The following is a 24,584-nucleotide window of genomic DNA, read 5'->3' on the forward strand; positions in this document are numbered from 1 at the left end:
TGCTAACGGGCCGCGGTGGTTGCCACGTCCTTTACCTGATTAGTAATGTCGAACATGACATACGACAAAGTCAGCCGATGAATGCTTGTTGGTAAGTCTGGATCTAAATAAAAGCGCATGGGCATAACGGCTGTTTCTTTGGCGGCCAAGGGTTGTTGTTCAAAACAAAAGCACTCGGTTTTGTTTAAATACAACGACGCCTCGCCTGGCGAAACCGACGGTAAAGCCTGCGCCATACGATTTTGATTAGTATGGTTTTCAACAATAAAGTTAACCTGCTTTAACTCACCGGGATGCATGGTTATTGACCGCGTTTCAGGCCGAAACGACCAAGGTGCTCCGCGGTCGGTGCGGGTGGTAAATTCAACCGTAACGGTGCGCGAAGTGTCAACCACCATGCCATCAATGGTCATGGCGGCTATATTTTCTGTACGGCCGTTAAAGCCGGTAAGTTCGCAGAACTTTTCATATAAAGGCACTAACGCAAAGCCAAAGGCAAACATAATAACCACTGCCGCCAGAAGCTTTGTGATAACGCCCGCATTGTCTTGGTTTTGCTGTTGCCGGTTGGTCATTTATTTCACCTCAGGTGGTGTGTCAAAGGTGTGGTATGGGGCTGGTGAAGGTACTGTCCACTCTAAACCTTCGGCGCCTTCCCAGGGTTTCGCCGGTGCCGGCTCGCCTTTCTTCATAGCGCACTTCACCATAACCACTAAGAAAATAAGTTGTGAGAAACCGAATAAAAAGCCACCTACACTAATAATGGCGTTTAAATCGGCAAATTGCAGGGCATAGTCGGGGTAGCGCCGTGGCATACCGGCTAAGCCAACAAAGTGCATAGGAAAGAACAAAATATTGACCGATACCAGCGAACACCAGAAGTGCAATTTGCCAAGCTTTTCGTCGTACATTACGCCCGACCATTTAGGTATCCAATAGTAGGCCGCGGCCATAATTGAAAATACTGCGCCGGTTACCAATACGTAATGAAAGTGAGCAATAACGAAGTAAGTGTCATGGTATTGATAGTCAACGGGGGTTACGCCCAACATAATTCCCGACAGGCCACCAATGGTAAACAGCACCACGAAAGCAATGGCGAATAACATAGGAGTTTCAAAGGTCATCGAGCCTCGCCACATGGTGGTAACCCAGTTAAATATTTTCACCCCAGTGGGAACTGCAATAAGCATGGTCATGTACATAAAGAACAGCAGGGCAAAGGTTGGCATGCCGGTGGTGAACATGTGGTGGGCCCATACTAAGAACGACAAGCCTGCAATCGAAGCGGTGGCGTACACCATCGATGAGTAACCAAACAAAGGTTTACGCGCAAAAGCTGGAATAATTGCAGAGATAATACCGAAGGAAGGTAAAATCATAATGTAAACTTCAGGGTGGCCAAAGAACCAAAATAAGTGTTGAAACAACACGGGGTCGCCGCCGCCAGCAGCGCTAAAGAAACTCGTGCCGAAGAATTTATCGGTTAGCACCATAGTGACAACGCCTGCCAGTACCGGCATAACCGCAATCAGTAGAAATGCAGTAATTAACCAAGTCCAAGCGAACATGGGCATTTTCATAAAACCCATACCTGGCGCCCGCATATTGACCACGGTGACAATAACGTTAATGGCACCCATAATCGACGACATACCCATAATATGCATAGAAAACACGAATAACGCAGTTGAGTCGGTGCTATAGCTAGTTGAAAGTGGTGCGTAGAAGGTCCAACCGAAGGCAGGCCCACCGCCGGGCATAAACATCGACGACAACATGATTAAAAATGCAAAGGGTAGAATCCAAAAGCTCCAGTTGTTCATACGTGGTAAGGCCATGTCAGGAGCGCCAATCATCATTGGTAACATCCAGTTGGCTAGCCCAACAAAGGCCGGCATTACCGCACCAAACACCATAATAACCCCGTGCATAGTGGTCATTTGGTTGAAAAAGTGCGGCTCTATAATTTGCATGCCGGGCTGAAACAGCTCCATGCGTATAACAAGGGCAAAACTGCCACCCAACATAAACATGAAAAAGCTAAACCATAAATATAATGTGCCTATGTCTTTATGGTTGGTGGTGAATAGCCAGCGTTTAATGCCCGTTGGCTTGCTATGGTGATGCCCTGCGTGGGCGTCATTATTTTCGGCAACTACAGTACTCATAAACCAGTCCCCTTATTCTTCGCCCTGAATGAAATTGAAAATGTCTGCCGCTTGCACTAAGTCGCCAGTGTTATTGCCCCAGGCATTACGCTCGTAGGTAATTACCGCGGCCAATTCACTCATGCTTAGAGAGCTTCTGAATGCTTGCATAGCCGTTCCAGACGAACCATTCACGACAATATTTATATGTGCTGTTTTATCGCCAACGGCCATACCTTCGCCGGCTAATTTTGGGAATACACCAGGTATGCCCTGCCCGTTTGGTTGATGGCAAGCAGCACACTGAGAAAGATAAATGTTACGGCCGAGGTCCATTAGCTCGTCTTTCGACATTTCCATAGCCAATAACTTTTGTTCTTGTTCGGCTTCGGCGGCTAGGCGTTGCTCTTCCGAGTGCACCCAGGCTTCAAAGTCGGCAGGCTCTTTGGCTATTACCACAATGGGCATAAACGCGTGGCCTTGGCCACATAACTCGGCACAAAAACCGCGGTAAATACCGGGCTCTTTTATATTGGTCCACGACTCATTGATATAGCCGGGGTTGGCGTCCCGCTTAATGGCAAATTCAGGCACCCACCAAGAATGAATCACGTCTTCCGAGGTAATTAAAAAACGTACTTTGGTGTTAGTGGGTAATACCAAAGGGCGATCTACCTCATGTAGGTAGTTTTCGCTTTTTGGTAAGCGGCCGTATATCTGTTCATTTGGCGTAGCTAAAATACTTTGAAACTGCACGTCGTAATCAAGGTAGTTATAGTGCCAGCGCCATTGCGACCCTGTTACTACAATACTGAGTTCGGAATCGTCGGTATTATCAAGCTCTAGCAGTGTAATAGTGGCAGGCACTGCCATAGCTATTAAAATAATGAAGGGAATAATGGTCCAAATAATTTCTATTTTTATATTTTCATGGAAGGTAGCTGGTTTACGGCCATTCGACTTGCGGTGCCGAATAATCGACACCAGCATGACGCTAAATACGCCCACCGCTATAACCACGCATATATAAAACACCAGCATGTGTAAGTCATAAACCTTTTGGCTCATGTCGCTTATGCCTGGCGGCATATTTAGGCGTAGTTCATTACTTGCTAATACATTGGGTGCATTTAAAGCAGCAGCCAAAGCCCATAATAGGCTTTTTGTTTTTATTTTCACTCGACTTCTCCTCTTATTCTTGCCATCTAAATACGCCACGGGGATGGCATACATGATGAAAAGAACAAAGAGGCCAGTAAGAACAGGAACGGCTTTCCCCTGAAATCGAAGCTCTTACTTAACCCTTTGTGGTAACTTGTAACTGTTTAGTAAAAATAGCCATGTTTTTAGATTTAGCAAATTGCTTTCTCAATTTAGGTAACCACAAAAAGCACTTGCTTAATTAAAGCTCAGCTCAACGTAGCACCAAAAATATAAATAAAAAAGGGGCTGTTGAATAACAGCCCCGAAAAGCACCCTACAAAGGGTTAGTGGAGTGGGGGGTTCTGTAGTGGACTAGTGAAGAGAAAGTTAACGCTCTTACTGTTGCGCGACACCAGCTGCAGGCGCTTTTCTTCACGCGGGCTGCAGTGGCCTAGCCAAGCAATAACCAGCTGACTGTTATTTAACAGTAATGCTTGTTCAGTTGCCCAAACGGCTGTTTCAGTTGAACTTGGCGTAATGCAGCGAATGCGTTCTTTATTTATGCCTGCACTAGCCAGCTGGGTTAGAAAGTCGGCAGAAGGTCGGCCTATCAAAGTAACCCACTGGTTATCTTGGTGGCGCATACTACTAACGGTGGCCCAAAGTTGGTCGGTATTTAACTCAGGTATGGTAGCTTTTTTGGCTTCAACAGACTCATGGCCCCATAGCCCTGGGTGGCCTAAACGCTTATTTAACACGGAATGTTTCATTGTAAACCTCCATTACGGATAACGCCTACAGCTAAGCCTTCAATACTGAGCGGTTGATGTGCTAAGTCGACCCGAATAATTGCAAACTCTTCATTTTCTGGGTGTAGCAGAACCACACTGCCTTTGCGCTCAAAACGCTTTACTGTTACTTCGTCTTCAACGCGCGCAACAACAACTTGGCCATTGCGCACCTCTTGTGTTTTATGTACGGCTAAAAGGTCACCGTCGAGAATGCCTATGTCTTTCATGCTCATGCCCGACACCCGCAGTAAAAAGTCGGCATGGGGGCTAAACATGTTTTGGTCAACCTGGTAATGGGCTTCCACATGCTCTTGCGCAAGAATGGGTTCGCCGGCGGCTACTCGGCCAATAAGAGGCAGCCCTTCAAACTCCAGCAGGCTTTCTTCATGGAGTATACGAATTCCGCGAGACGTGCCAGGTGCCATTTCGATAGCACCTTTTTTGGCTAGGGCTTTTAAATGCTCTTCAGCGGCATTCGGTGAGCGGAAGCCTAGCTGATGAGCAATTTCAGCACGAGTTGGTGGCATGCCGGTAGCTTCAATATGGGCCCGAACAAGTTCTAAAACTTCACTTTGTCTTGGTGTTAATGGTCGCATAGGTCACCTGTTTATCTGTACAGTATGCTGTCAGTATATACAGTAATTAGCACTGTGCAAGGAACTGTTTAATAAAAACACAAAATAGTGTTGCTTATGGCCATAACACAAGGAACCAATGAAGTGGTATCATCGTCTACAATATACCTGTACCTGCTAGGCGTATTTTACCACCACGGCTGCAACAACAACTTGGACTATGCATGAATAATACATCTTGGATTTATTACTTATTACGTTGGCCATTACGTTGGGTTACGCGCTTTAAGGCGATAGCTGATGAGCATGACACTCAAGCGTCGGCACCTGATCATGTGGTGTACGTTATGCGTAGTCCTTCAGCCACCGACTTATTAATAACTCAGCGGGCTGCAGGGCAGCTTAATTTACCCGACCCAACCTCAACCTTTTTTGTGAATGGTAAAGAGTTTCCTCGTGTGTTGTATGTGGAAGACGTACGCAAGCGTTTGGAATATGACCCTATAGAACCATTTACCGAATTATTAAACTTGCACCAAGTCGACAATTCTTTGAATGTGGTTATGCACCCAGTAGCCTTGTTCTGGGGCCGTGAGCCCGGCAAAGATCACCGCGACGGTCGCACTATGGTGGCCGACATTGAAGTACCTGGAAAGTGGAAAAAGTTTTTACTTGTACTGTTTTCAGGGCGCGACATTTTAGTACGAATTTCACAACCCGTTAGTTTGCGCACCATGGCCGACAGCGAACGCACTGGCAGCGACTTGGCCTATAAACTGCGCCGTGTGGCTCGCACCCACTTTGCCCGTTTACGTTATGCTGTAGCGGGGCCTAAATTAAGTGGCCGGCAAGAAATTATTACTGAGTTATTACGTTTGCCAGCGGTACGCAAAGCCATTGCCGAAGAAGCTAAGTCGAAGCGTATTAGCGAAGCCAAAGCTGAACAAGTGGCGCGCGACTATTTACAAGAAATTGCCGCCGACTACCGCGACAGTTTAATCCGCTTGGGCGATCGCTTTTTAAGCTGGCTATGGACCAAAATTTACCGAGGCATTTCAGTTAAAAATAGCGAAGAAGTGCGTAAGCTTGCTCAACAAGGGCATGAAATAATTTATGTGCCATGTCATCGCAGCCATATGGACTATATTTTGTTGAGCTACGTTATTTATAAAGAAGGCTTGGTACCTCCACATATTGCAGCGGGTGTTAACCTAAACTTCTTCCCCATGGGGCCTATTTTCCGCCGTGGTGGTGCGTTTTTTATTCGCCGTAGTTTCCGCGGCAATAAATTATATGGCGTGGTATTTCGTGAATATTTAGGCCGCTTATTTCAAAAAGGCTACGCCATAGAATACTTTATGGAAGGTGGCCGAAGCCGAACCGGGCGTTTGCTACCGCCTAAAACCGGTATGCTAGCCATGACCTTGCAAGGGCAGCTACGGGGCATAAATCGGCCTATTAGTTTAGTGCCAGTTTATGTGGGCTACGAGCACGTAATGGAAGTAAACACGTACCACAGTGAACTGCGCGGTAAAAACAAAGAAAAAGAGTCCTTGTTCCAAGTGTTCGGCATACTACGTAAGTTACGTAATTTTGGTACAGGCTTTGTTACTTTTGGCCAGCCAGTACGTTTATCAGACTACCTTGATAATTCTGCCCCGAACTGGCGCGAGTCGGTAACTTCCGGTACAGAAGAACCCGCTCGGCCACGTTGGTTAACCCCAGCAGTAAACCAATTAGCAGAGTTATTAATGCGCCGAATTAACGACGGTGCAGCGGTGAATAGTATTAACCTAACGGCCCTGTGCTTGTTAAGTGCGGAACGAGAAACGCTTACCAAAGACGAATTGGTTGCTCAGGTGGGAGCTTACATGCAGCTGCAAAAAGAGGTGCCCTTTAGCCGCAATTTACACTTACCAGAAGGCAGCTTTAGCGCAGAAGCCTATTGGCAGCATGCGGTTTCAATGGGCAAGTTTAAAGTGCAAGAAGACAGCACTGGCGCAGTGGTTAGCCTAGAGCACACGCAAGCTTTAAGCATGACCTATTACCGCAATAATATTTTGCACGCCTTTATTATTCCAGCTTTAGTGGCCCGTTATGGTCGCGGCCATAGAAACTTTACCAGCTCTGAAGTGATCGCGTTTGTAGAGCAAATGTACCCAGTTATTCAAGCCGAAATGTTTTTAGGCCACGAGCTAGAAGACATTGGTGTATATGTTGCTGCCTTGTGTGAAGAGTTTGTGCGTTTAGGTTGGTTTGTAACGAGCGACAATGGTTTTGGCATAGCGCCGCGCGACAGCAAAGCCTATGTACAGCTGGTGTTGTTAGCTAATGCCGCCGGTGAAACCTTAGCTCGCTACGGGGTGGTGCTAGAGTTATTAGAGCAGTCGGCCAGCTTGTCGCGCAATGAACTCGAGCGCTATAGTGAACTGGTAGCAATTCGCTTAGGTGCGCGCCATGGTATCGACGCGCCCGAATTCTACGATAAAAAAATATTCAGCGTGTTGGTGGGGGTGCTTAAACACGAAGGTTATATTTCGGTTACCGAGCAAGGTGCTTTTGTTACCGACGAGCGCACCGACCGTTTTAGCAGCGAAGTAGACATATTACTTGGAAGCGCTATTCAAATGACCATTCGCGACTCAGTACAGCGCCTGTTAAAGGAGCAAACACAACCCTAGGATATAAGGCCTATACCGAGGCACCAAACGGCATAGGCAGCCAGTAATGTAACGCGAGCCCAATGGCAAAGACCATGCCGGCGTAATGGTTTTGTTGAAAAGCAATAAAACATTGTTTGGGGTCGCGTTTACGAATAAGCAGCCACTGCCAAATAAACATAACAGCCATGGCAGCTAAGCCAACCCAGTAAAAAATGGTAGCGTTAATAAAGTGCCCTACCCAAGCCAATAGCGCCACAGCAATAAGCTGAAAACCCGCAATAAATAACACATCAAAACGGCCCGTAATAACCGCTGTCGACTTTATGCCGGCAGCAAGGTCATCGGCTCGATCCACCATGGCGTATTCCGTATCATAGGCAACGGTCCAAGCTATATTGGCAGCAAAAAGCACCCAGCAAATAAATGGCAGGCTATTGGTTGCGGCAGCAAAAGCCATGGGAATTGCCATACTAAAAGCAACGCCTAAAACAAATTGCGGGCCATGGGTCCAGCGCTTGGTGAATGGATAAAGTACGGCTACGCCTAGGGCAACAAAGGAAAGAATAAGGGTAAGCCGATTGAGTGTTAACACCAGTAAAAACGCTAGTGTTACTAAAACAAAAAATAATAGAATAGCTTCCGTTGCGGTTACTTTACCGGTGGCTAGAGGCCTATTTTTAGTACGGCTAACATGACCGTCAATATGGCGGTCGGCAAAGTCATTAATAACACAGCCGGCCGAGCGCATTAAAAATACCCCTGCGGCAAAAATAACCACCAATCGAATTGAAGGGTCGCCATTGGCAGCAATAAGTAATGCCCAAAAAGTAGGCCAGGCCAATAACCAAGTACCAATAGGGTTGTCGGTACGCATAAGCGCCCGGTAGGCTTCAAATCGTGTCATGTTTTGGTGTCCTTATTTGATAACCAACGAATACATTATTTAGCATAGCAAGGGGTGGGAGAAAGGAATACTTCTGCCACCGAAATTGCGCCATGCTGTAAATGAAACATACGCCGACGGCCCCATAATGTGGTTTGTGTGTTGTAATACTGGCTATTTAATTGGCCGGGCTTGGTGTCTGCCGAAAAACTAGCAATTTGAATACGCCCAGGTGTAATGTCAGGCCGCGAAAACAATTGTTCGCCCAGCGGGTTGGTGCCCATTTTTGCTAAAGCTTGATCTGTGTTACTTAAAGCCGCCAATGGTAGAATAGACCGCGCATAAACCCACGGCCTATTGTTGCAGTGTAGCAATACTTCGCGCACCAAGGTGTCGGCGCTTGGACTAATGCCTAAAAATTCAGCTTCGTGCGGTTGGCACGGCAGCTGGTGCTGAAACAGTACTTCTACACGAAAATCTGGGCTAATTGCTTTAAGCTTAGCAGTAAGCGAGCCAGGGTCTAATAGCCAGTCGGTGAGTACAGAAGGGTTAGCTAACTTCGGCTCTTGCCAATTTGGTGTCATAATATGTCTATTCAAGTGTTTATTTTGCTGTATGTTACCGTAGTTCGTTGCAAGCTTCAGTAGTGTTGTTGTTTGCCGATAACTTAAGCGTAGCTATAAAGAAGGCTTTAAGCTTAAGCTTTTATTGACTCAATTCGGAAATTATTATGCGCGTTTTTATGTTTGTTTTATTTGCTGCAGTGGCCTTAATGGGAAGTTCGGCAGTTCACGCTCAAGGGCAGGCCTACTATGGTTTCGAGCCAGACATTACCACCAACTATATTCGTAGCGGCGACCAGCGCAGCCTTGGCTATATTCGAGTAGCCATTGAAGTAATGGTGCCAACCACAGCCGACTTGAAAATAATTGAATACCATCAAGCACTCTTACGCGACGCTTTCATTCGCATTTTAAGCACCGAAACAGAAGGGCGAATACGGTCGTTAAATGGGCGTGAGGAAATTCGTGTGGCTTGTTTAGAAGCAGCCCGAGAATTAATCCGCAAAGAAACAGGGGTAGACCTGGTGCGCGATCTTATTTTTACTAAGTATCTCTATCAGTAATTTATTACTTAACGAGTTATTATTTTTGTAGCCCGAAACGAACAAAGGCCCCAGCAATTATGCCGCTGATTAAGCCGGCTAAATGGGCGTCGTTGGCCATATTTACCGGTAACGCATTGGTATAACCAAGTAGCAACCAGCCCACCATAAAAACCAATAGCATAGGCGGTAACCACAACGGCCCCCCGCGTTTAGCGCTCATAACCATGGCAAAACCAAGCAGGCCATAAACCACGCCCGACAGCCCACCAAATAACGGGCCCTGCCAATAAAACTGAGTAATATTGGCCGCAATGCCGGTTACAAAAAACAGCCCAATAAGCATTTTCGAGCCAAGGTACAATTCAATACGACCGCCTAAATACCACCACCAAAACAAATTAAACACTAAATGAGTGGCAGAAAAGTGCAAGAAGGCTGGGGTAATAATGCGCCAAGGCTCCGACATATTAAGGTGCTGAAAATTTGGGTGGGCTATTAACAAGTACTTTAGAGTGGCTTCAGAACTTAATTGCTGCAACAGCCCCACGGCCAGAACAATAAAAGCAATTATAAAAGTAACCGGACCCGCTTGCTTAGCTAGCGTGCGCCACAAGGGCGCTAACACCGAAGTTTCTATCTCGTTAGCGGTATTGAAGCGCTCCGGGTGCTCAGCAAATTGTTGCATAAGCTCCCGGGCATGAGCTTCAAACGCAGGCTGCAGTAACCATAAGTGAAAGCGCTCACCTTCGCGGGTAACAGAAACAGGCACGCCATAACTATGCAACATAATGTAGATAGGCTTTATTTTGTCTTCCGATACCGCGCTAGCAAGCTTTTTCATATTGCTAATTAAGCCTTGTTACTGCCGGTGTTGGTGCCGACAATAAGTTTGTCACCATGGGCTTCAGACCAAGCAGTCATGCCGCCACTAAGGCTAAAAGCTTCCCCAACACCTTGTTCCAGCATGTATTGGGCAGCACGTTGGCTACTTACACCGTGGTAACACACCACTAATACGCTTTTGTCTGTGTTTGCATTAATAAAGTCAGCTAAGTTGTCATTATTAATATTTACCGCCCCAGCAATATGGCCTTGCTGATAAGACTGTGCATCGCGTATATCGGCCACCGCACAGTTACCGGCGTTAAGGCGGGCATGGGCGTCGTGTACGTTCATTTCTTGGCATTTGCTCATAACTTATACATCCCAGTCGAGAATAACTTTACCTGATTGACCCGACAGCATGGTTTGAAAGCCTATTTCAAATTGGTCAACAGGAAAATGGTGGGTAATCATTGGTGAAAGGTCTAAACCACTTTGAATTAACGAGCTCATTTTATACCAGGTTTCAAACATTTCACGACCATAAACCCCTTTAATAACAAGGCCTTTGAAAATAACTTGGTTCCAGTCAACAGCCATGTTTTCAGGTGGAATACCCAACATAGCAATTTTACCACCATGGTTCATGGTATCGAGCATTTGGTTGAATGCAACCGGTACCCCCGACATTTCCATGCCCACGTCGAAGCCTTCTTTCATGCCCAGCTCGTGCATTACGTTTTTAAGGCTAGTGGTACTGGTGTTCACCGCTCGGGTGGCGCCCATTTTTTCAGCTAACTCAAGGCGATAGTCGTTAATGTCGGTAATAACTACATGGCGCGCACCACAATGGCGAGCCACAGCAGCTGCCATAATGCCAATTGGGCCCGCACCGGTAATAAGTACGTCTTCACCCACTAAGTCAAAACTAAGTGCGGTATGCACTGCATTACCAAAGGGATCGAAAATGGCCGCTAAGTCGTCGGAAATTTCGTCAGGCAATTTAAATGCGTTGTCGGCAGGAATAACTAAGTATTCAGCAAAGGCACCAGCGCGATTTACGCCAACACCAACGGTATTGCGGCACAAATGACGACGGCCAGCACGACAGTTGCGGCAATGGCCACAGGTAATATGGCCTTCGCCGGACACCCGGTCATTAATAGCAAAGCCGCGTACGCCTTCGCCCATAGCTTCAATAACGCCTACATATTCATGGCCTACGGTCATGCCCAGTGGAATGGTTTTTTGCGACCAGTCGTCCCACTTATAGATATGCACGTCGGTGCCACATATTGCCGTTTTCTTAATTTTTATAAGCAGGTCGTTATAGCCGTATTCGGGCTTTTCTGCTTCAGACATCCAAAGGCCAGGTTCGGCTTTTAATTTGGCTAAAACTTTCATGGCAGACCTCAGTTTAATTAATAACAGGCGGCGTTATGCAATAACGCCGAGTTCACGACCAACGCGAATAAAGGCGTCAATGGCTTGGTCCAGTTGCTCGCGAGTATGTGCAGCCGACATTTGCGTACGAATACGGGCTTGGCCTTTAGGCACCACTGGGAAAGAAAAGCCAACCACATAAATGCCTTCTTCTAACAACCGTTCAGACATGTCTGCTGCCAGTTGTGCGTCGCCTAACATTACCGGAATAATGGCATGGTCGGCACCTGCTAAGGTAAAGCCAGCGGCGGTCATACGCTCACGAAAATAAATACTGTTGGCCGTTAGTTTTTCACGTAAATCGTCACCGTTGCTTAGCTTTTCTAACACACTAATGCTAGTGGCCACGATGGTTGGAGCCAGCGAGTTAGAGAACAAATAAGGGCGTGAACGTTGGCGTAACCATTCCACTAATTCTTTACGCCCGGAAGTAAAACCACCCGAAGCACCGCCAAGGGCTTTACCTAAAGTACCGGTAATAATATCAATGCGGTCCATTACATTATGAAATTCATGGGTGCCGCGGCCTTTTTTACCAACAAAACCAACGGCGTGGGAATCGTCAATCATTACTAGGGCATTGTACTTATCGGCTAGGTCACAAATGCCGGGTAAGTCGGCAATAATACCGTCCATGGAAAACACGCCATCGGTTACGATAAGTTTGTGGCGCACACCATCGGCGTCGGCCTGAATAAGCTGCTTTTCAAGGTCGGCAGTGTTGTTGTTTTTATAACGATAACGTTTGGCTTTACACAGGCGCACACCGTCAATAATACTGGCGTGGTTTAGCTCGTCACTAATCACGGCGTCTTCTGGGCCAAGTAAGGTTTCAAACAAACCTACGTTAGCGTCGAAGCACGAGGAATATAAAATAGTGTCTTCGGTACCTAAAAACTCTGTAAGCTTAGTTTCTAAGGTTTTGTGAATGTCTTGGGTGCCGCAAATAAAACGCACTGAAGCCACCCCAAAGCCGTGGCTGTCTAAGCCGGCTTTTGCTGCGGCAATAAGGTCGGGGTGGTTGGCTAAGCCAAGGTAGTTATTGGCACAAAAGTTCAGTACGTTCTCACCGTTTACGTCTATTTCAGCGCTTTGCGACGAAGTAATGTAACGTTCGTTTTTGTATAGCCCTTCGGCCTTCACGTCTTCAATTTGGTCACGTAGTTGCTGATAGAAAGCGTTTTTCATTGCAAACTCCTTGGCACATAAAACTCATGTTGTTAGCGCATCATTTTACGCAGGTAAGCGACGTATAGCACCAGAAAACTGGTCTGCTTCGTCGTAATATAGGCTATTCTCGCACACACGGGCACCATGTTGCTAATTGAGCGTAATGCGAGCGAATCAGTTAAGCTTGCTATACATAGCACAAGAATGGCAACTGCAATGGCTTAAAACACTGCTAGAATCAATGTTGCTTACATTCAACAGGTGCACAGCTAACCAAGCGCACAGAGGACAACCATGTATACACGAGCAATATACCCAGGCACCTTCGATCCAATTACTAATGGCCACGAAGACTTAATTGAACGCGCGGCAAAACTTTTTAATGAAGTTATTGTTGCCATTGCGGAAAACACCAGTAAACAGCCGCTGTTTTCCTTAGCAGAGCGGGTAGCCTTGGTAGAACAGGTGGTAGCGCATTTAGGCAATGTTCGGGTGGTTGGTTTTAGTGGCTTGCTTGCCGACTTAGCCCGCGAACACGAAGCAAGAATACTTATTCGTGGCTTACGGGCAGTGGCTGACTTTGAATATGAATTTCAATTGGCGAATATGAATCGACGTTTAAATAAAGAGTTAGAAAGTGTATTTTTAACACCGTCTGAAGAAAACTCGTTTATATCTTCAACCATAGTAAAAGAAGTCGCCTTACATAAGGGCGACGTGTCGCAATTTACCGCACCTATTGTTGCAAAAGCATTACAACAAGCCAGTGATAGGCGTCGGGCAGGCAAGTAAGCAGCGGCAGGAAAAGAGCCTGCCCAATTTTCATCCTATCTTTTTTGTTGCTGAAAAGGTATGATGCGGCCCTAATTCTGATGAGATTTTGCTAATTTAATTCTAAATTAGAAGTAAATTAGCGATGTCTCTTTTCTTCGACGATAAACCCGACCCGCAGGAGTCTTAGTATGGCTGACCTGGATCTGAGCCAGTATGGCATTACAGACGTCACCGAAATTTATTACAATCCGTCTTACGATTTCCTTTTTGAACAAGAAACTCGTGATGATCTTACCGGCTTCGACAAGGGCCAGGTAACTAGCAGTGGTGCAGTGGCAGTAGACACTGGTATTTTCACTGGCCGCTCGCCAAAAGATAAGTACATTGTACGCGACGATGTTACTCGCGATACTATTTGGTGGTCTGATCAAGGTCAGAACGACAACAAGCCAATTGATGGCGAAGTGTGGGCTCATTTAAAAGGCCTGGTAACCGAGCAGTTGTCAAACAAACCTTTATACGTAGTTGACGCTTTTTGTGGCGCGAACGAAAACACCCGTTTAGCTGTTCGCTTCATTACGGAAGTAGCTTGGCAGGCACATTTCGTGAAGAACATGTTTATTCGTCCTTCCGACGCCGAACTAGAAAACTTCGAGCCCGACTTTATTGTTATGAATGGTGCTAAGTGCACCAACCCAGACTTTGCAAAGCAGGGCTTAAATTCTGAGAACTTTGTAGCGTTCAACTTAACTGAGCGTATTCAACTTATTGGCGGTACTTGGTACGGCGGTGAGATGAAAAAAGGCTTGTTCTCAATGATGAACTACTACCTACCGCTACAAGGCATTGCTTCCATGCACTGTTCAGCAAACGTAGGTGAAAAAGGCGACGTGGCCGTATTCTTTGGTTTATCGGGCACTGGTAAAACCACGTTGTCGACAGACCCTAAGCGTCAGCTTATTGGTGACGACGAGCATGGTTGGGACGACGATGGCGTATTTAACTTCGAAGGCGGTTGTTACGCGAAAACCATTAACCTTTCTGAAGAAGCCGAGCCAGACATTTACCGTGCAATTCGTCGCGACGCACTGTTAGAAAACGTTACTGTGAGAGCCGATGGTACCGTTGACTATGACGATAACTCGAAAACCGAAAACACCCGTGTTTCCTACCCTATCTACCATATCGACAATATTGTTAAGCCCGTGTCGAAAGCAGGCCATGCGAAAAAAGTTATTTTCTTAACGGCAGATGCGTTTGGTGTATTACCACCGGTTTCAAAATTAACCAAAGACCAAGCGGAATACCATTTCCTTTCGGGCTTTACGGCTAAATTAGCGGGTACCGAGCGTGGTATAACTGAACCTACGCCTACTTTCTCGGCTTGTTTTGGTGCGGCTTTCTTAAGCTTACATCCAACACAGTATGCAGAAGTGCTAGCCAAGCGTATGACTGATTCAGGCGCCGAAGCTTACCTAGTGAACACCGGCTGGAACGGCACTGGTAAACGTATTTCAATTCAAGCCACCCGCGCTATTATCGACTCGATTTTAGACGGCAGCATTGAAAACGCAGAATTCGTTGAATTACCTTACTTCAACGTAGCCATGCCAACGGAATTACCAGGTGTAGAAGACAGCAGCATTCTCGACCCGCGCAAAACTTATGCAGACGTGAATGAGTGGGACAGCAAAGCGCAGAACTTAGCTGAGCTATTCATTAACAACTTTGAGAAGTTTACCGACAACGAAGAAGGCAAACGCCTAGTGTCAGCAGGCCCAACGCTGTAGGTACGGCACTGCCGTACGCTCTTAATGCCGTACGTATTGTCTGGAAGTAATTTAAAAACGCCGCCTTAAAGCGCGGCGTTTTTTATTGGTCGTAAAAGCTTAGCTTTTATGGCGATAAAACCACAACCCAAGGGCCATTAAAGTGAAGGTAAGGGCAAGTTTCGCGTTCAATTCAGGGCTAGCTAACTCGAATAGCAATTGCCCCGCTTGCACTTTATCGCCTTCCTGAACGTAAAGAGCGCTCACACGGCCGGCTACCTTACTGGCTAGACGAATTTCACGCACTTCCACCTCGCCATGTAAAAGCTCCGCATGGGGTTGCGGCCAAAGCCACCAAACAATGGCTATAAAAATGGCAAGTACACATATAAAGGCAGCCGTTAACGCTATTTTTTTGTTCGTTAGCATGATCAATCCTTAAAGAAAACCACATTGCTGCTCGTGCAACAATGAAGGTAGCCACTGAGAAAGTAGCTCGGGTTGGCCGGTATATTGGGCAAGTTGGGCCAAAGCACTAATATATTGAAATGCCGCTTGTAATGATTCAATTTCAGCCGCCGTTAGTTTTAGCCTAGCGTCGGTTACATCTAGCGACGTTGCCATACCTTCTTCAAAGCCATGACGCTGCATGCGCGCATGCTCGCGGGCAAGCTCTAAGTCTTGCTCGAGTAATTCAAACTGTTCTAAATATTGCATTACCGCTCGATAACTACTTTGCACGGCTAACTCAATATCGGCCTGCGCTTGTGCTTGGTGAAACGCTAGTTGTTGCTGCCTGCTGCGAACTACATCCATGCTTGAGCTGCGATTAACTGCCGTAGTGAAGTGATAACGAATACCCAAGCCAATACTCCAGTCGGGCTCGGTTAAGGGGGTGGCCGACCGGTTCAAGTCATAGCTACCCACCATAAACACCTCAGGCAGCCGCTTGCCTTGTTCAATACGCAGTTGTTGTTTTATTTGCTGGTCTTTTGCCAAAAGCTGTAAAAACACTGGGTTGTTTGCTTTGGCTTGGGCAACGAACCACGCCGAGTTTTGTTGCAAGGGCACAGGCCGAGGTAATGGCGTGCTTAAACACGCAGGGCCGGGTAATTGTAAAAAGCTTTGCAAGGCAGACTGAATATCTGTGAGTTGGCGGCTAGCCTGAATGGCTTCACGGTGGGCTGGGGTAAAATAGGCGGTTCAAAGGCTACATGCTTATGATAAGCAAGGCCTGCAACCGTAAGGCTAAGTTAAGGAATATTAAGGCTTTGCAATGCTTGTTGTTGTGCGCTCCAAGCGTCTATGTCGGCTTGTTGTGCTTGCACCGATCTGATCGAGCCTAGGTAGTGCTCGGCTTTACTAAAGCTTAATTCTTCTGCGCTGGCGCAAGTTGCGGTATAGCTAAGCGCTAAAAAAGTAAAAACATACGTACGCAGCATAACCAATAACAGTCTTATTTTAAGCAACCTTGAGTTTAACTCTATGTGAGAAAGGTAGTAGAATGCAACTATACAGAACAGCTGGCTACCTATAGTGGGGTAGGTGCTACCCCCATTCATGGCAATAAACAAATGTCCGTGAAGCACGTAGTCTACAGACATCCGCCGAGCGGCTGCGCCTAACCCTTAGTACTAATATTTTGCACAAACATTAAGGCACGGACAGACCGCCGTGGCAATTCCGCCACCAAGGTGCGTTTGGAAACGAGCCCACCTCCCGACAATGGAAAGGTGTGTTTATGCTTATCGACAAGTATTCTCGTCGTTTCAACTATTTACGATTGTCTATTACTGAAAGTTGTAACTTCCGTTGTAACTATTGCCTACCTAACGGCCCCGACTGTACCACCCGCAAACATGAGCTTACACTGCCGGAAATTCGCCGCGTGGTTACTGCTTTTGCCATGGCGGGCACTAAAAAAGTACGCATTACCGGTGGCGAGCCTTCACTACGTAAAGACCTAACGGAAATTATTCGTACCTGTAAATCGGTGCCGGGTATTGAACAAGTGGCTTTAACTACCAATGGGTATCGTTTAGAACGCGACCTCGACGAATGGATGGAAGCAGGGCTCGATGCCGTTAACGTGAGTGCCGATAGTTTAAATGAAGGCACGTTTCAAATGATTACTGGCGACAGCCGCTTACCGAGTATTTTACGGGGTATCGACAAAGCTGTTGAACGGGGCCTAAAAAGTGTAAAAATTAATGCGGTGCTGTTACGCGACTATAATGCCAGCGAACTGCCTGAGTTTTTGGAATACCTTCGCGACCGTAATGTGGCGTTGCGCTTTATTGAACTAATGCAAACCGGCGACAACCGTGCCTATTACAAACGCAACCATGTCAGTGGCCAGTCGGTAAAAGAACACCTACTTGATAATGGCTGGCAACAAACCATTCGGCCAATTACGGCTGGCCCAGCGCAAGAATTTAGCCACCCCGACTACGCCGGCCGCATGGGGCTAATTATGCCTTATAGCAAAGACTTCTGCGACGACTGTAACCGCCTGCGGGTTTCCAGCCGTGGGCAGTTATTTATGTGTTTATTCGCCGAGCAGCACAACGATTTTCGTAGTTACCTACAAGCCGACAACCCAGAAGCTTTAATTGAACACTTACAACAAGTGTTGCAAGGTAAGGCTGAAAGCCATTACTTACACGAAGAATTTACTGGTTCTACCCGCCATTTGGCCATGATAGGAGGCTAAGCCTATGAGGCCTTTTAGCTGCATTATCTTGGCCGGTGGGCAGTCGTCGCGCATGGGTACCGATAAGGCTCAATTAATAGCACCTACGCAGGTCGACTTGCTAACCTATATGGTGCATCAGGCGGAATTAGCTGGCGCCAATGAAATTATTATTAGCCGTTCGCCTGCAGCGGTACCCGAGCATTTGCGCCGTTACCAAATCATTCCAGATCGCACCCCAAATCAGGGTCCTTTAGCGGGTTTGTTAAGCTGTTTAAGCGCTTGTCGTTATCAGCAAGCGCTTATTATGCCGGTGGATATGCCCGCGCTAGCTCCCCATTATTTAACCACATTAATAGCCTCGGTAGGGGTGGGCCAAGCTGTGTATTATCAAAACTATGAATTACCCTGCGTGTTACCAGTGAATGAGGCTATTACCGACTACCTCGAGCAGCAACTAAACGACGCCAACGCCCGCCGCTCTATTCGTGGCTTACTGGCGCACCTACAGGCACAAGAAATTGCTTTGCCACAGTCGTCGGCCCGCTACTTTATGAACACCAATACGCCCGCCGACTGGCAACAGTTTATACAAGGATATGGACAATGAGTAACCAACTAACCCACTTAGACAGCCGCGGTGCGGCGCATATGGTCGATATTAGTAATAAGTCTGTTACTACCAGAGAAGCAGTGGCCGGAGCGCGGGTGTCGATGCAAATAAAAGTGCTCGACTTACTTGAACAAGCAAGTGCCAAAAAAGGTGATGTGCTAGCAACCGCACGTATAGCGGGCATTATGGCAGCTAAAAAAACCAGTGAATTAATACCCTTATGCCACCCGTTGGCGTTAAGCAAAGTAGCCGTTGAGTTTGAACTTGATCATGAACAGGGGGTTATTTTTATTCAAGCCCGCTGCGTGGTAGAAGGAAAAACTGGCGTAGAAATGGAAGCCTTAACGGCAGCAAGCGTGGCCGCACTTACTATTTACGACATGTGTAAGGCTGTTGATCCAACTATGGTTATTGATGATATTAAATTGTTAGAAAAAATTGGTGGTAAAAGTGGTCACTGGCTACGCCTAGATGTAGCACAATTAAAGGAGAGTTAACGATGAAAGTGTTATTTTTTGCCTTGTTACGGGAACGCCTTGGCTGTGCTGAATTGGTGCTCGAACAAAACGAGCCAACCACAGTAGCTAAGGTGCTAGAACAGTTAAAGTCGCGCTCGCAAGAATGGCGCAACACTTTAGATAACCAAGAATTACTAGCAGCGGTGAACCAAAGCTTTGTTGATTTCGACGCGACAGTACAAAAGGGCGACGAACTTGCTTTTTTCCCGCCTGTAACAGGTGGTTAACGTGATTCGTGTAGCGGTACAAGAGCATAACTTCAATATGGCCGAGCTGTATCACGAGCTTAGCCAAAGCCCTGCCAATGGGGCAGTGGTTACCTTTACAGGGCTTGTGCGCGAGGTGGTCGACACCGAATTAACGCACCTTACCCTAGAGCATTACCCAGGCATGACCGAACGAGCCTTAAACGATATTGGCCAGCAAGCAATGGCCCGCTGGCCGTTGGGTAAAATTATTATCATTCACCGCATTGGTATTCTAGGCTTGAATGAAAATATAGTGTTTGTTGGCGTGGCTAGCGGGCATCGAAAGCAGGCTTTCGCCGCCGCTGAGTTTTTAATGGATTACTTAAAAACCCGGGCGCCATTTTGGAAAAAAGAGCATACCAGCGCAGGTACCAGCTGGGTGGCAGCAAAAGACAGCGATCAAACTGCAGCGTCGCGTTGGCAGTCCAGTAAGGAATAACCCATGGTACGAATGTTTCACGCCTTGTTGTTCGGGGCCTTAGTGTTAATGGCTAGCCCAGCACGTGCTGAATCGCTCAATATTGCCGCCGCATCGAGCATGCGCTTTGTGTTGCCTTTGGTAATTGAACACTATCAAAGCCAGCACCCAACAGCAGACATACGGGTGGTGTATGGGTCGTCGGGCCGCTTATACGGGCAACTGAGCCATGGCGCGCCATTTCATATATTCATGTCGGCCAACATGAAATATGCCGAGCAGCTATTGGCTAATAACAATGCCGTTGGCAATGTTCAAGCCTATGCCGACGGCCGGTTAGCGTTTTGGTGGCAGGGCGCACAAAGCCACGTCAGCACCGCAGATATTTTGGTCGCTATATTAGCGCAGCCCCGCGGCCGCATTGCAATTGCCAGCCCGCAGCACGCACCTTATGGAGTACAAAGCCTAGCGTGGCTACAGCAACATGAACAGTGGGCGGTTATTGAACCGCGCTTAGTATATACGGAAAGCGTTGCTCAGGTGGCACACTTCGTGCGTAGTGGGGCTGCAAGCGTAGGTATTTTAGCCTTAGCTTTAGCAGTAACCGACGAGCTTGCCAGCGAAGGGCAGTACCTATTAATTCCACCCCATGAATATCAACCGCTGCGTAAAGGCATGGTTATTACCCAAGCCGGGAGCAAACATCCTTACGCTGCAGAGTTTTTTGCCTATATGCAAACACCAGCAGTGCGCCGCATACTCGAACAAGGTGGTTTCGCTAGTGTTACCGGCCTTGAAGCGGCTTCGCCAAATCAGCAGCAGGCATTAACGCAGTGAGTCCGGCCGACTTAGACGCCATTTTTATTACTTTAAAGCTAGCCTTAATTTCAACGGCTATTTTAATGTTGATCGCCATGCCGCTAGCCTGGTGGTTAAGCCAAATGCAAAGTCGCTGGCGCCCATTTCTTGAAGCTACGGTTGCTTTACCCCTAGTGTTACCCCCCACAGTACTGGGCTTTTATATGCTGGTAAGTTTGGGGCCGCAGGGTGTTGTTGGCAGTACTCTAGAAGCACTCGGCATGCAGCACTTGGCATTCAGTTTTGCCGGGCTAGTTATTGGCTCGGTGGTGTATTCGTTGCCCTTTGCGGTACAGCCATTACAAAATGCCTTTAGCCAAGTACCCCGCGACTTGCTCGACGCCGCATCAACCATGCGGGCGAAACCTCTCGATAGGTTTTTTAACTTAGTTGTACCCTTAACCAAACACGGTTTTATTACCGCCTGTGTATTGTCGTTCGCTCATACTATTGGCGAATTCGGGGTGGTGCTGATGATAGGCGGTAATATTCCTGGCGAAACCCAAGTTATATCCACCGCCATTTACGACCATGTGGAAAGTTTAAACTATAGCGGGGCGAATAAGTTGTCCTTAGGTTTGCTGGTGTTTTCGCTCGTGGTACTGGCCATGGTGTATAGCTTAAATCGTGGTGCTGGCAATATGTTTGCTAGCCAAGGTCGGTCTGCTAAGGGGCAGCAAGAATGACCACCGCGGCGCTGCACAGGCTGACTTTGAACGTTCATCTTGAACGCCGTGGTTTTACTTGCAGCGTAAATACTGAGCTGCCATTGCAAGGTATTACGTCATTATTTGGCCCTTCTGGCTGTGGCAAAACCACGCTGCTACGAACCATAGCAGGGCTTAATGAAGCGCCGAAACCCAGTGCTAAAAATAAAATTGAAATTACCGATACGGCAGGTAAAACACACACATGGCTAAGCGAGCAGGGTGCGTTTACACCTAGCTGGCAGCGACAAGTGGGCTTAGTGTTCCAAAAGCCAGCATTATTTCCGCATTTAACGGTAATGCAAAATCTTCACTATGCCTGGTCGCGGGTGCCTAAAGCGCAGCGCATGACACAATTAGAGCCTAACCAGCTGCTGCAGCGTATGGGTATTGCCGACTTTGCCGAGCGATTACCTAACGAATTAAGCGGTGGTCAACAACAGCGAGTGGCACTAGCCCGTACATTGGCCAGTTGTCCGCAATTAATGCTACTAGACGAACCTTTAGCTAACCTCGACGGCACGGCCAAACGCTATTTTATCCAGCTATTAAAACGCCTGCAGCAAGACACTCAAATACCAATGATCTATGTGTCGCACCAACTCGACGAAGTGGTGCAATTGTCCGATCGGTTAATATTAATGGACAGTGGCAAGCTCGTTAACCAAGGTGTAATAGCTGACGTGCTGCAAAGTAACGAAGGCTATGCGCGTTGCCAGGGCGAAAATATACTCTTTGGCGAGGTGGTACAGCATAACCATGAAGCCGGGTTGTTGGCGGTTAAGGTTGCGGACACCGTGCTTTGGTTTCCTCAGCCATTGCAAACATTTGTGGTGGGCGCGTTATGCCGTATTCACTTCCAAGCAAAAGACATTAGCTTAGCAACAGAGCTTAATACCCATAGCAGCATAAGCAATAGTATTGCAGCGGTTATAGAAGAATTTAGCGACAGTGGGCATAAGGCTGAAGTGCGAGTAAAGCTACGCATCGCCCTACCAAGTTTAGATAATATAAGTGCTACTCAGGAAAGTAATAGCACGCAAGCGCAATATGTGTCGGCAACCATTACTAAAGTGTCGAAGCAACGCTTAGCGCTAACAGTTGGCGCCACGGTGTTTATGCAAATTAACGCCGTGGCGCTCAGTGTTTAGTGTGCAAAAGGGTAAAAGCTACTTAATAGGATTTTGTAATAGTTCTACTTCAACGCTATCGCCTATGGCAACGTTGCCTTGCTCTACGCTTAAGCGAATTAGGCAGTTACCTTGCACCATAGAACTCAGCATACCGGAACCTTGCGGGCCTGCGCTATACACTCGGTTTTCACCATCTTCAAAGCGCAAAATGCCCCGTTGAAAGTCGGCTCGGCCAGGGCGTTTCCTTAATGGTTCGCCCGCTACAGCTGCAATAGTAAGTGGCGCGTTATAGCCTTCACCACTAAGCTTGCGCAGTGCGGGCGTTGCTAATTGTAGAAGGGTTACCGTGGCCGAAACAGGGTTACCGGGCAAGCCAAAAAACCACGTATTATCAATCTGGCCAAACGCAAAAGGTTTGCCTGGCTTCATGGCAACTTGCCAAAAACCAACCTGGCCTACTTTCTCAATAACAGCTTTGGTGTAATCCGCATCGCCAACAGAAACCCCACCAGAACATACTATAGCGTCGGCTTTACTGGCAGCATCACGGAACGTTGCTTCAATTAAGGCAGGGTCGTCGGCCACTAAACCAAGGTTAAGCACATCAAAGCCCATGCGCTCTAGCATGGCATGTAAAGCAAAGCGGTTGCTGTCGTAAAGCTGAAACGCCTGTTTGTTTTCACCCGGCAAAACAAGTTCGTCGCCGGTAGAAAACACCGCCACTTTAAGTGGTCGGTACACGGCCACCTCGGCAATACCAAGCGAAGCGAGCATACCAATGTCAACCGGAGTTAACCTGTGGCCAGCTTCATAAACCACGGCACCTATTTGTAACTCTTCACCCAATAACCGCACGTTAGCCCCAACTGCTGTTGGGCTATTTATTTGTATTAGGTCGGCTTCAATTTCGCTGGTGTTTTCCTGTGGGGCAACAGTGTCGACACTTTCAGGCACTTGGGCGCCGGTCATAATACGTATGCATTCGCCCGCCCCAACCACGCCGGTAAAAGGGTGCCCAGCTAGCGACTTGCCTATACAACGTAGCTGCTTGCTGGTGGCTAAATCTTTCCCGCGAAAGGCAAAGCCGTCCATTGCCGAGTTGTTATAGCTTGGCACGTCTACTGCCGACTGTACGGGCGCAGATAAAACAAAATCAACGGCCTGTGCAATGGAAATGGGGTTACTTTCAGTAATTGGCTTAATGGTTGTTAGCATGTGCTCAACAGCTTGGTGCACACTTAACATTACTTTGCTCCTTGCTGGCTTACTATCCAAACGGCGGCTTCTACCCGCGAACGTAAACCAAGTTTTTTCAATAAATGTTTCACATGAACTTTTACCGTGCCGTCTGAAATACCTAGCTCGCGGGCTATTACTTTGTTGCTCATACCTTTGGCAATTAAAGTAAGTATTTCATACTCACGATTGGTTAGATTATTTAAATCGGCTTGCTGGCGCGAAGCTGGCTTACGAATAGCTGTAGCCAACACTTCGGTAAGTGTTTCACTTAATACCATTTTGCCGTGAATGGCGCGGCGCAGTTGGTCTAGCAGTTCTTCGGGGTCCATGTCTTTCAGTAAATAACCATCGGCACCGGCACTAATTGCTTCAACTACGTCTTCGTCGGCATCTGACACCGTTAACATTACAATGCGCGAAGTTACGCCTTCTTTGCGCATCGACTTTAAGGTTTGAATACCGTCCATACCCTGCATATTCAGGTCAAGAACAATAAGATCTGGATCATGTTCTACGGCTTCTTTAACCGCACTAGCACCGTTATTTGCCTCGGCAACTACTTCAATATCGTCTTCAAATTCAAGCAGTTGTTTAAGACCCTTTAACAGCAAGGGGTGGTCATCCACCAGCATTACAGTGTGTTTATCCACCATTAAATTATCCTCATTCTTTATCGCGCAGTTATATATCAACTACCCTTGTGAAAGGCCATTAGCTCGCACCATGAGAACTAAAACATTGACCTATATCATGCTTTAAGTCGATTACCTTGCCAGCAGTGGGGGTATTTGCAATAACCACTTTGCCACTAGCATAACCTAAAACGTTGAATCATAAAGTGTAATTTACCGGGCAAAACAACAACTA

Annotated in this window: 28 protein-coding genes and 1 riboswitch; of the genes, 12 read left to right on the forward strand and 16 right to left on the reverse strand. The window is 47.1% G+C overall.

What is annotated here, in order from left to right; translation table 11 throughout:
• Positions 1 to 2: 2 nt before the first annotated feature.
• The 5 genes from M1L23_RS12220 to lexA form a co-directional block, all read right to left on the reverse strand.
• A complete protein-coding gene (locus tag M1L23_RS12220) occupies positions 3 to 575 on the reverse strand; it encodes a cytochrome c oxidase assembly protein (protein ID WP_252627720.1) in 573 nt (190 codons plus the stop codon).
• Positions 576 to 2,171 carry a cytochrome c oxidase subunit I gene (gene ctaD / locus M1L23_RS12225; protein ID WP_252627721.1) on the reverse strand — a complete coding sequence of 532 codons (1,596 nt, stop codon included), beginning with the start codon at positions 2,169 to 2,171 and terminating at the stop codon, positions 576 to 578. It lies immediately after the preceding gene.
• A 12-nt stretch (positions 2,172 to 2,183) separates the two neighbouring features.
• A complete protein-coding gene (coxB, locus tag M1L23_RS12230; protein ID WP_252627755.1) occupies positions 2,184 to 3,296 on the reverse strand; it encodes a cytochrome c oxidase subunit II in 1,113 nt (370 codons plus the stop codon).
• Positions 3,297 to 3,637: 341 nt separating this feature from the next.
• On the reverse strand, positions 3,638 to 4,063 hold the full coding sequence (locus M1L23_RS12235; protein WP_252627722.1) for a hypothetical protein: 426 nt from the start codon (positions 4,061 to 4,063) through the stop codon (positions 3,638 to 3,640).
• A complete protein-coding gene (lexA, locus tag M1L23_RS12240; RefSeq protein ID WP_252627723.1) occupies positions 4,060 to 4,680 on the reverse strand; it encodes a transcriptional repressor LexA in 621 nt (206 codons plus the stop codon). Before lexA ends, M1L23_RS12235 begins: the two co-directional genes overlap by 4 nt.
• A gap of 203 nt (positions 4,681 to 4,883) precedes the next feature.
• On the opposite strand from lexA, the gene plsB reads away from it, so the two are divergent.
• Positions 4,884 to 7,340: a glycerol-3-phosphate 1-O-acyltransferase PlsB gene (plsB, locus tag M1L23_RS12245; protein ID WP_252627724.1), complete on the forward strand. Its 2,457-nt coding sequence runs from the start codon at positions 4,884 to 4,886 to the stop codon at positions 7,338 to 7,340.
• Positions 7,341 to 7,350: 10 nt separating this feature from the next.
• Here the strand turns inward: plsB and ubiA are convergent, their stop codons facing one another.
• On the reverse strand, positions 7,351 to 8,226 hold the full coding sequence (ubiA, locus tag M1L23_RS12250; protein ID WP_252627725.1) for a 4-hydroxybenzoate octaprenyltransferase: 876 nt from the start codon (positions 8,224 to 8,226) through the stop codon (positions 7,351 to 7,353).
• 35 nt (positions 8,227 to 8,261) lie between these two features.
• The gene (locus tag M1L23_RS12255; protein ID WP_252627726.1) at positions 8,262 to 8,789 is read right to left on the reverse strand and encodes a chorismate--pyruvate lyase family protein; all 528 of its coding nucleotides are present in this window, start codon (positions 8,787 to 8,789) and stop codon (positions 8,262 to 8,264) included.
• Between the two features lie 146 nt (positions 8,790 to 8,935).
• Between M1L23_RS12255 and M1L23_RS12260 the strand changes: the two genes are divergently transcribed.
• Positions 8,936 to 9,331, forward strand: a complete 396-nt coding sequence (locus M1L23_RS12260) for a flagellar basal body-associated FliL family protein (RefSeq protein WP_252627727.1) — start codon at positions 8,936 to 8,938, stop codon at positions 9,329 to 9,331.
• A 19-nt stretch (positions 9,332 to 9,350) separates the two neighbouring features.
• Here M1L23_RS12260 and M1L23_RS12265 read toward each other — a convergent pair whose 3' ends face one another.
• From M1L23_RS12265 to M1L23_RS12280, 4 genes are read right to left on the reverse strand one after another with little or no spacing between them, the layout of a single operon-like run.
• Entirely contained in the window at positions 9,351 to 10,154 is an 804-nt protein-coding gene (locus M1L23_RS12265) for a rhomboid family intramembrane serine protease (RefSeq protein ID WP_252627728.1), read from the reverse strand.
• An 8-nt stretch (positions 10,155 to 10,162) separates the two neighbouring features.
• On the reverse strand, positions 10,163 to 10,507 hold the full coding sequence (glpE, locus tag M1L23_RS12270) for a thiosulfate sulfurtransferase GlpE (protein WP_252627729.1): 345 nt from the start codon (positions 10,505 to 10,507) through the stop codon (positions 10,163 to 10,165).
• A gap of 3 nt (positions 10,508 to 10,510) precedes the next feature.
• Positions 10,511 to 11,539, reverse strand: a complete 1,029-nt coding sequence (tdh, locus tag M1L23_RS12275) for an L-threonine 3-dehydrogenase (RefSeq protein ID WP_252627730.1) — start codon at positions 11,537 to 11,539, stop codon at positions 10,511 to 10,513.
• A gap of 33 nt (positions 11,540 to 11,572) precedes the next feature.
• Positions 11,573 to 12,766 carry a glycine C-acetyltransferase gene (locus M1L23_RS12280; RefSeq protein ID WP_252627731.1) on the reverse strand — a complete coding sequence of 398 codons (1,194 nt, stop codon included), beginning with the start codon at positions 12,764 to 12,766 and terminating at the stop codon, positions 11,573 to 11,575.
• A 276-nt stretch (positions 12,767 to 13,042) separates the two neighbouring features.
• Here M1L23_RS12280 and coaD point away from each other — a divergent pair, with 276 nt between their 5' ends.
• Positions 13,043 to 13,540 (forward strand): pantetheine-phosphate adenylyltransferase, encoded by a 498-nt coding sequence (coaD, locus tag M1L23_RS12285; RefSeq protein WP_252627732.1) that lies wholly within the window; start codon positions 13,043 to 13,045, stop codon positions 13,538 to 13,540.
• A 170-nt stretch (positions 13,541 to 13,710) separates the two neighbouring features.
• Positions 13,711 to 15,312, forward strand: a complete 1,602-nt coding sequence (pckA, locus tag M1L23_RS12290) for a phosphoenolpyruvate carboxykinase (ATP) (protein WP_252627733.1) — start codon at positions 13,711 to 13,713, stop codon at positions 15,310 to 15,312.
• Between the two features lie 99 nt (positions 15,313 to 15,411).
• On the opposite strand, the gene M1L23_RS12295 is transcribed toward pckA, so the two are convergent.
• The 3 genes from M1L23_RS12295 to M1L23_RS12305 all read right to left on the reverse strand — a co-directional run bounded on the left by M1L23_RS12295 (position 15,412) and on the right by M1L23_RS12305 (position 16,733).
• Positions 15,412 to 15,720 (reverse strand): biotin/lipoyl-containing protein, encoded by a 309-nt coding sequence (locus tag M1L23_RS12295; protein WP_252627734.1) that lies wholly within the window; start codon positions 15,718 to 15,720, stop codon positions 15,412 to 15,414.
• A 9-nt stretch (positions 15,721 to 15,729) separates the two neighbouring features.
• The gene (locus tag M1L23_RS12300) at positions 15,730 to 16,422 is read right to left on the reverse strand and encodes a TolC family protein (protein ID WP_252627735.1); all 693 of its coding nucleotides are present in this window, start codon (positions 16,420 to 16,422) and stop codon (positions 15,730 to 15,732) included.
• Positions 16,423 to 16,544: 122 nt separating this feature from the next.
• Positions 16,545 to 16,733, reverse strand: a complete 189-nt coding sequence (locus M1L23_RS12305; RefSeq protein WP_252627736.1) for a hypothetical protein — start codon at positions 16,731 to 16,733, stop codon at positions 16,545 to 16,547.
• A 151-nt stretch (positions 16,734 to 16,884) separates the two neighbouring features.
• A riboswitch (molybdenum cofactor riboswitch) is annotated at positions 16,885 to 17,043 on the forward strand.
• Here M1L23_RS12305 and moaA point away from each other — a divergent pair.
• From moaA to M1L23_RS12345, 8 genes are all read left to right on the forward strand, one after another.
• Positions 17,033 to 18,004, forward strand: a complete 972-nt coding sequence (gene moaA, locus M1L23_RS12310) for a GTP 3',8-cyclase MoaA (RefSeq protein ID WP_252627737.1) — start codon at positions 17,033 to 17,035, stop codon at positions 18,002 to 18,004. (Overlaps the previous riboswitch by 11 nt.)
• Positions 18,005 to 18,008: 4 nt before the next feature.
• Positions 18,009 to 18,593, forward strand: a complete 585-nt coding sequence (mobA, locus tag M1L23_RS12315; protein WP_252627738.1) for a molybdenum cofactor guanylyltransferase — start codon at positions 18,009 to 18,011, stop codon at positions 18,591 to 18,593.
• Positions 18,590 to 19,093, forward strand: a complete 504-nt coding sequence (gene moaC, locus M1L23_RS12320; protein WP_252627739.1) for a cyclic pyranopterin monophosphate synthase MoaC — start codon at positions 18,590 to 18,592, stop codon at positions 19,091 to 19,093. The genes mobA and moaC overlap by 4 nt, the downstream gene beginning before the upstream one ends.
• 2 nt (positions 19,094 to 19,095) lie before the next feature.
• On the forward strand, positions 19,096 to 19,341 hold the full coding sequence (moaD, locus tag M1L23_RS12325) for a molybdopterin converting factor subunit 1 (protein ID WP_252627740.1): 246 nt from the start codon (positions 19,096 to 19,098) through the stop codon (positions 19,339 to 19,341).
• 1 nt (position 19,342) lies between these two features.
• Positions 19,343 to 19,801, forward strand: a complete 459-nt coding sequence (moaE, locus tag M1L23_RS12330) for a molybdopterin synthase catalytic subunit MoaE (RefSeq protein WP_338021848.1) — start codon at positions 19,343 to 19,345, stop codon at positions 19,799 to 19,801.
• A 3-nt stretch (positions 19,802 to 19,804) separates the two neighbouring features.
• Complete coding sequence (gene modA / locus M1L23_RS12335) at positions 19,805 to 20,617, forward strand: molybdate ABC transporter substrate-binding protein (protein ID WP_252627741.1); 813 nt, start codon at positions 19,805 to 19,807, stop codon at positions 20,615 to 20,617.
• Positions 20,605 to 21,324, forward strand: a complete 720-nt coding sequence (modB, locus tag M1L23_RS12340; protein WP_252627757.1) for a molybdate ABC transporter permease subunit — start codon at positions 20,605 to 20,607, stop codon at positions 21,322 to 21,324. Before modA ends, modB begins: the two co-directional genes overlap by 13 nt.
• Positions 21,321 to 22,496, forward strand: a complete 1,176-nt coding sequence (locus tag M1L23_RS12345; protein WP_252627742.1) for a molybdenum ABC transporter ATP-binding protein — start codon at positions 21,321 to 21,323, stop codon at positions 22,494 to 22,496. Before modB ends, M1L23_RS12345 begins: the two co-directional genes overlap by 4 nt.
• Positions 22,497 to 22,514: 18 nt before the next feature.
• Here the strand turns inward: M1L23_RS12345 and moeA are convergent, their stop codons facing one another.
• Positions 22,515 to 23,723 (reverse strand): molybdopterin molybdotransferase MoeA, encoded by a 1,209-nt coding sequence (gene moeA / locus M1L23_RS12350; protein ID WP_252627743.1) that lies wholly within the window; start codon positions 23,721 to 23,723, stop codon positions 22,515 to 22,517.
• Positions 23,723 to 24,370, reverse strand: coding sequence for a two-component system response regulator NarL (narL, locus tag M1L23_RS12355; RefSeq protein WP_252627744.1), 648 nt, complete (start codon positions 24,368 to 24,370; stop codon positions 23,723 to 23,725). Before narL ends, moeA begins: the two co-directional genes overlap by 1 nt.
• Between the last annotated feature and the right edge of the window lie 214 nt (positions 24,371 to 24,584).

The sequence above is a fragment of the Aliidiomarina quisquiliarum genome (assembly GCF_023922585.1).
GTDB lineage: Bacteria > Pseudomonadota > Gammaproteobacteria > Enterobacterales > Alteromonadaceae > Aliidiomarina > Aliidiomarina quisquiliarum.

Coding starts and splice junctions, on each gene's coding strand:
- M1L23_RS12255 (WP_252627726.1), bottom strand. CDS start 8,789: ATGACACCAAATTGGCAAGAGCCGAAGTTAGCTAACCCTTCTGTACTC.
- ctaD (WP_252627721.1), bottom strand. CDS start 2,171: ATGAGTACTGTAGTTGCCGAAAATAATGACGCCCACGCAGGGCATCAC.
- M1L23_RS12280 (WP_252627731.1), bottom strand. CDS start 12,766: ATGAAAAACGCTTTCTATCAGCAACTACGTGACCAAATTGAAGACGTG.
- pckA (WP_252627733.1), top strand. CDS start 13,711: ATGGCTGACCTGGATCTGAGCCAGTATGGCATTACAGACGTCACCGAA.
- M1L23_RS12220 (WP_252627720.1), bottom strand. CDS start 575: ATGACCAACCGGCAACAGCAAAACCAAGACAATGCGGGCGTTATCACA.
- M1L23_RS12265 (WP_252627728.1), bottom strand. CDS start 10,154: ATGAAAAAGCTTGCTAGCGCGGTATCGGAAGACAAAATAAAGCCTATC.
- modA (WP_252627741.1), top strand. CDS start 19,805: ATGGTACGAATGTTTCACGCCTTGTTGTTCGGGGCCTTAGTGTTAATG.
- mobA (WP_252627738.1), top strand. CDS start 18,009: ATGAGGCCTTTTAGCTGCATTATCTTGGCCGGTGGGCAGTCGTCGCGC.
- M1L23_RS12295 (WP_252627734.1), bottom strand. CDS start 15,720: ATGCTAACGAACAAAAAAATAGCGTTAACGGCTGCCTTTATATGTGTA.
- coaD (WP_252627732.1), top strand. CDS start 13,043: ATGTATACACGAGCAATATACCCAGGCACCTTCGATCCAATTACTAAT.
- glpE (WP_252627729.1), bottom strand. CDS start 10,507: ATGAGCAAATGCCAAGAAATGAACGTACACGACGCCCATGCCCGCCTT.
- moeA (WP_252627743.1), bottom strand. CDS start 23,723: ATGTTAAGTGTGCACCAAGCTGTTGAGCACATGCTAACAACCATTAAG.
- moaD (WP_252627740.1), top strand. CDS start 19,096: ATGAAAGTGTTATTTTTTGCCTTGTTACGGGAACGCCTTGGCTGTGCT.
- moaA (WP_252627737.1), top strand. CDS start 17,033: ATGCTTATCGACAAGTATTCTCGTCGTTTCAACTATTTACGATTGTCT.
- moaC (WP_252627739.1), top strand. CDS start 18,590: ATGAGTAACCAACTAACCCACTTAGACAGCCGCGGTGCGGCGCATATG.
- M1L23_RS12235 (WP_252627722.1), bottom strand. CDS start 4,063: ATGAAACATTCCGTGTTAAATAAGCGTTTAGGCCACCCAGGGCTATGG.
- lexA (WP_252627723.1), bottom strand. CDS start 4,680: ATGCGACCATTAACACCAAGACAAAGTGAAGTTTTAGAACTTGTTCGG.
- narL (WP_252627744.1), bottom strand. CDS start 24,370: ATGGTGGATAAACACACTGTAATGCTGGTGGATGACCACCCCTTGCTG.
- M1L23_RS12305 (WP_252627736.1), bottom strand. CDS start 16,733: ATGCTGCGTACGTATGTTTTTACTTTTTTAGCGCTTAGCTATACCGCA.
- M1L23_RS12260 (WP_252627727.1), top strand. CDS start 8,936: ATGCGCGTTTTTATGTTTGTTTTATTTGCTGCAGTGGCCTTAATGGGA.
- tdh (WP_252627730.1), bottom strand. CDS start 11,539: ATGAAAGTTTTAGCCAAATTAAAAGCCGAACCTGGCCTTTGGATGTCT.
- ubiA (WP_252627725.1), bottom strand. CDS start 8,226: ATGACACGATTTGAAGCCTACCGGGCGCTTATGCGTACCGACAACCCT.
- plsB (WP_252627724.1), top strand. CDS start 4,884: ATGAATAATACATCTTGGATTTATTACTTATTACGTTGGCCATTACGT.
- M1L23_RS12345 (WP_252627742.1), top strand. CDS start 21,321: ATGACCACCGCGGCGCTGCACAGGCTGACTTTGAACGTTCATCTTGAA.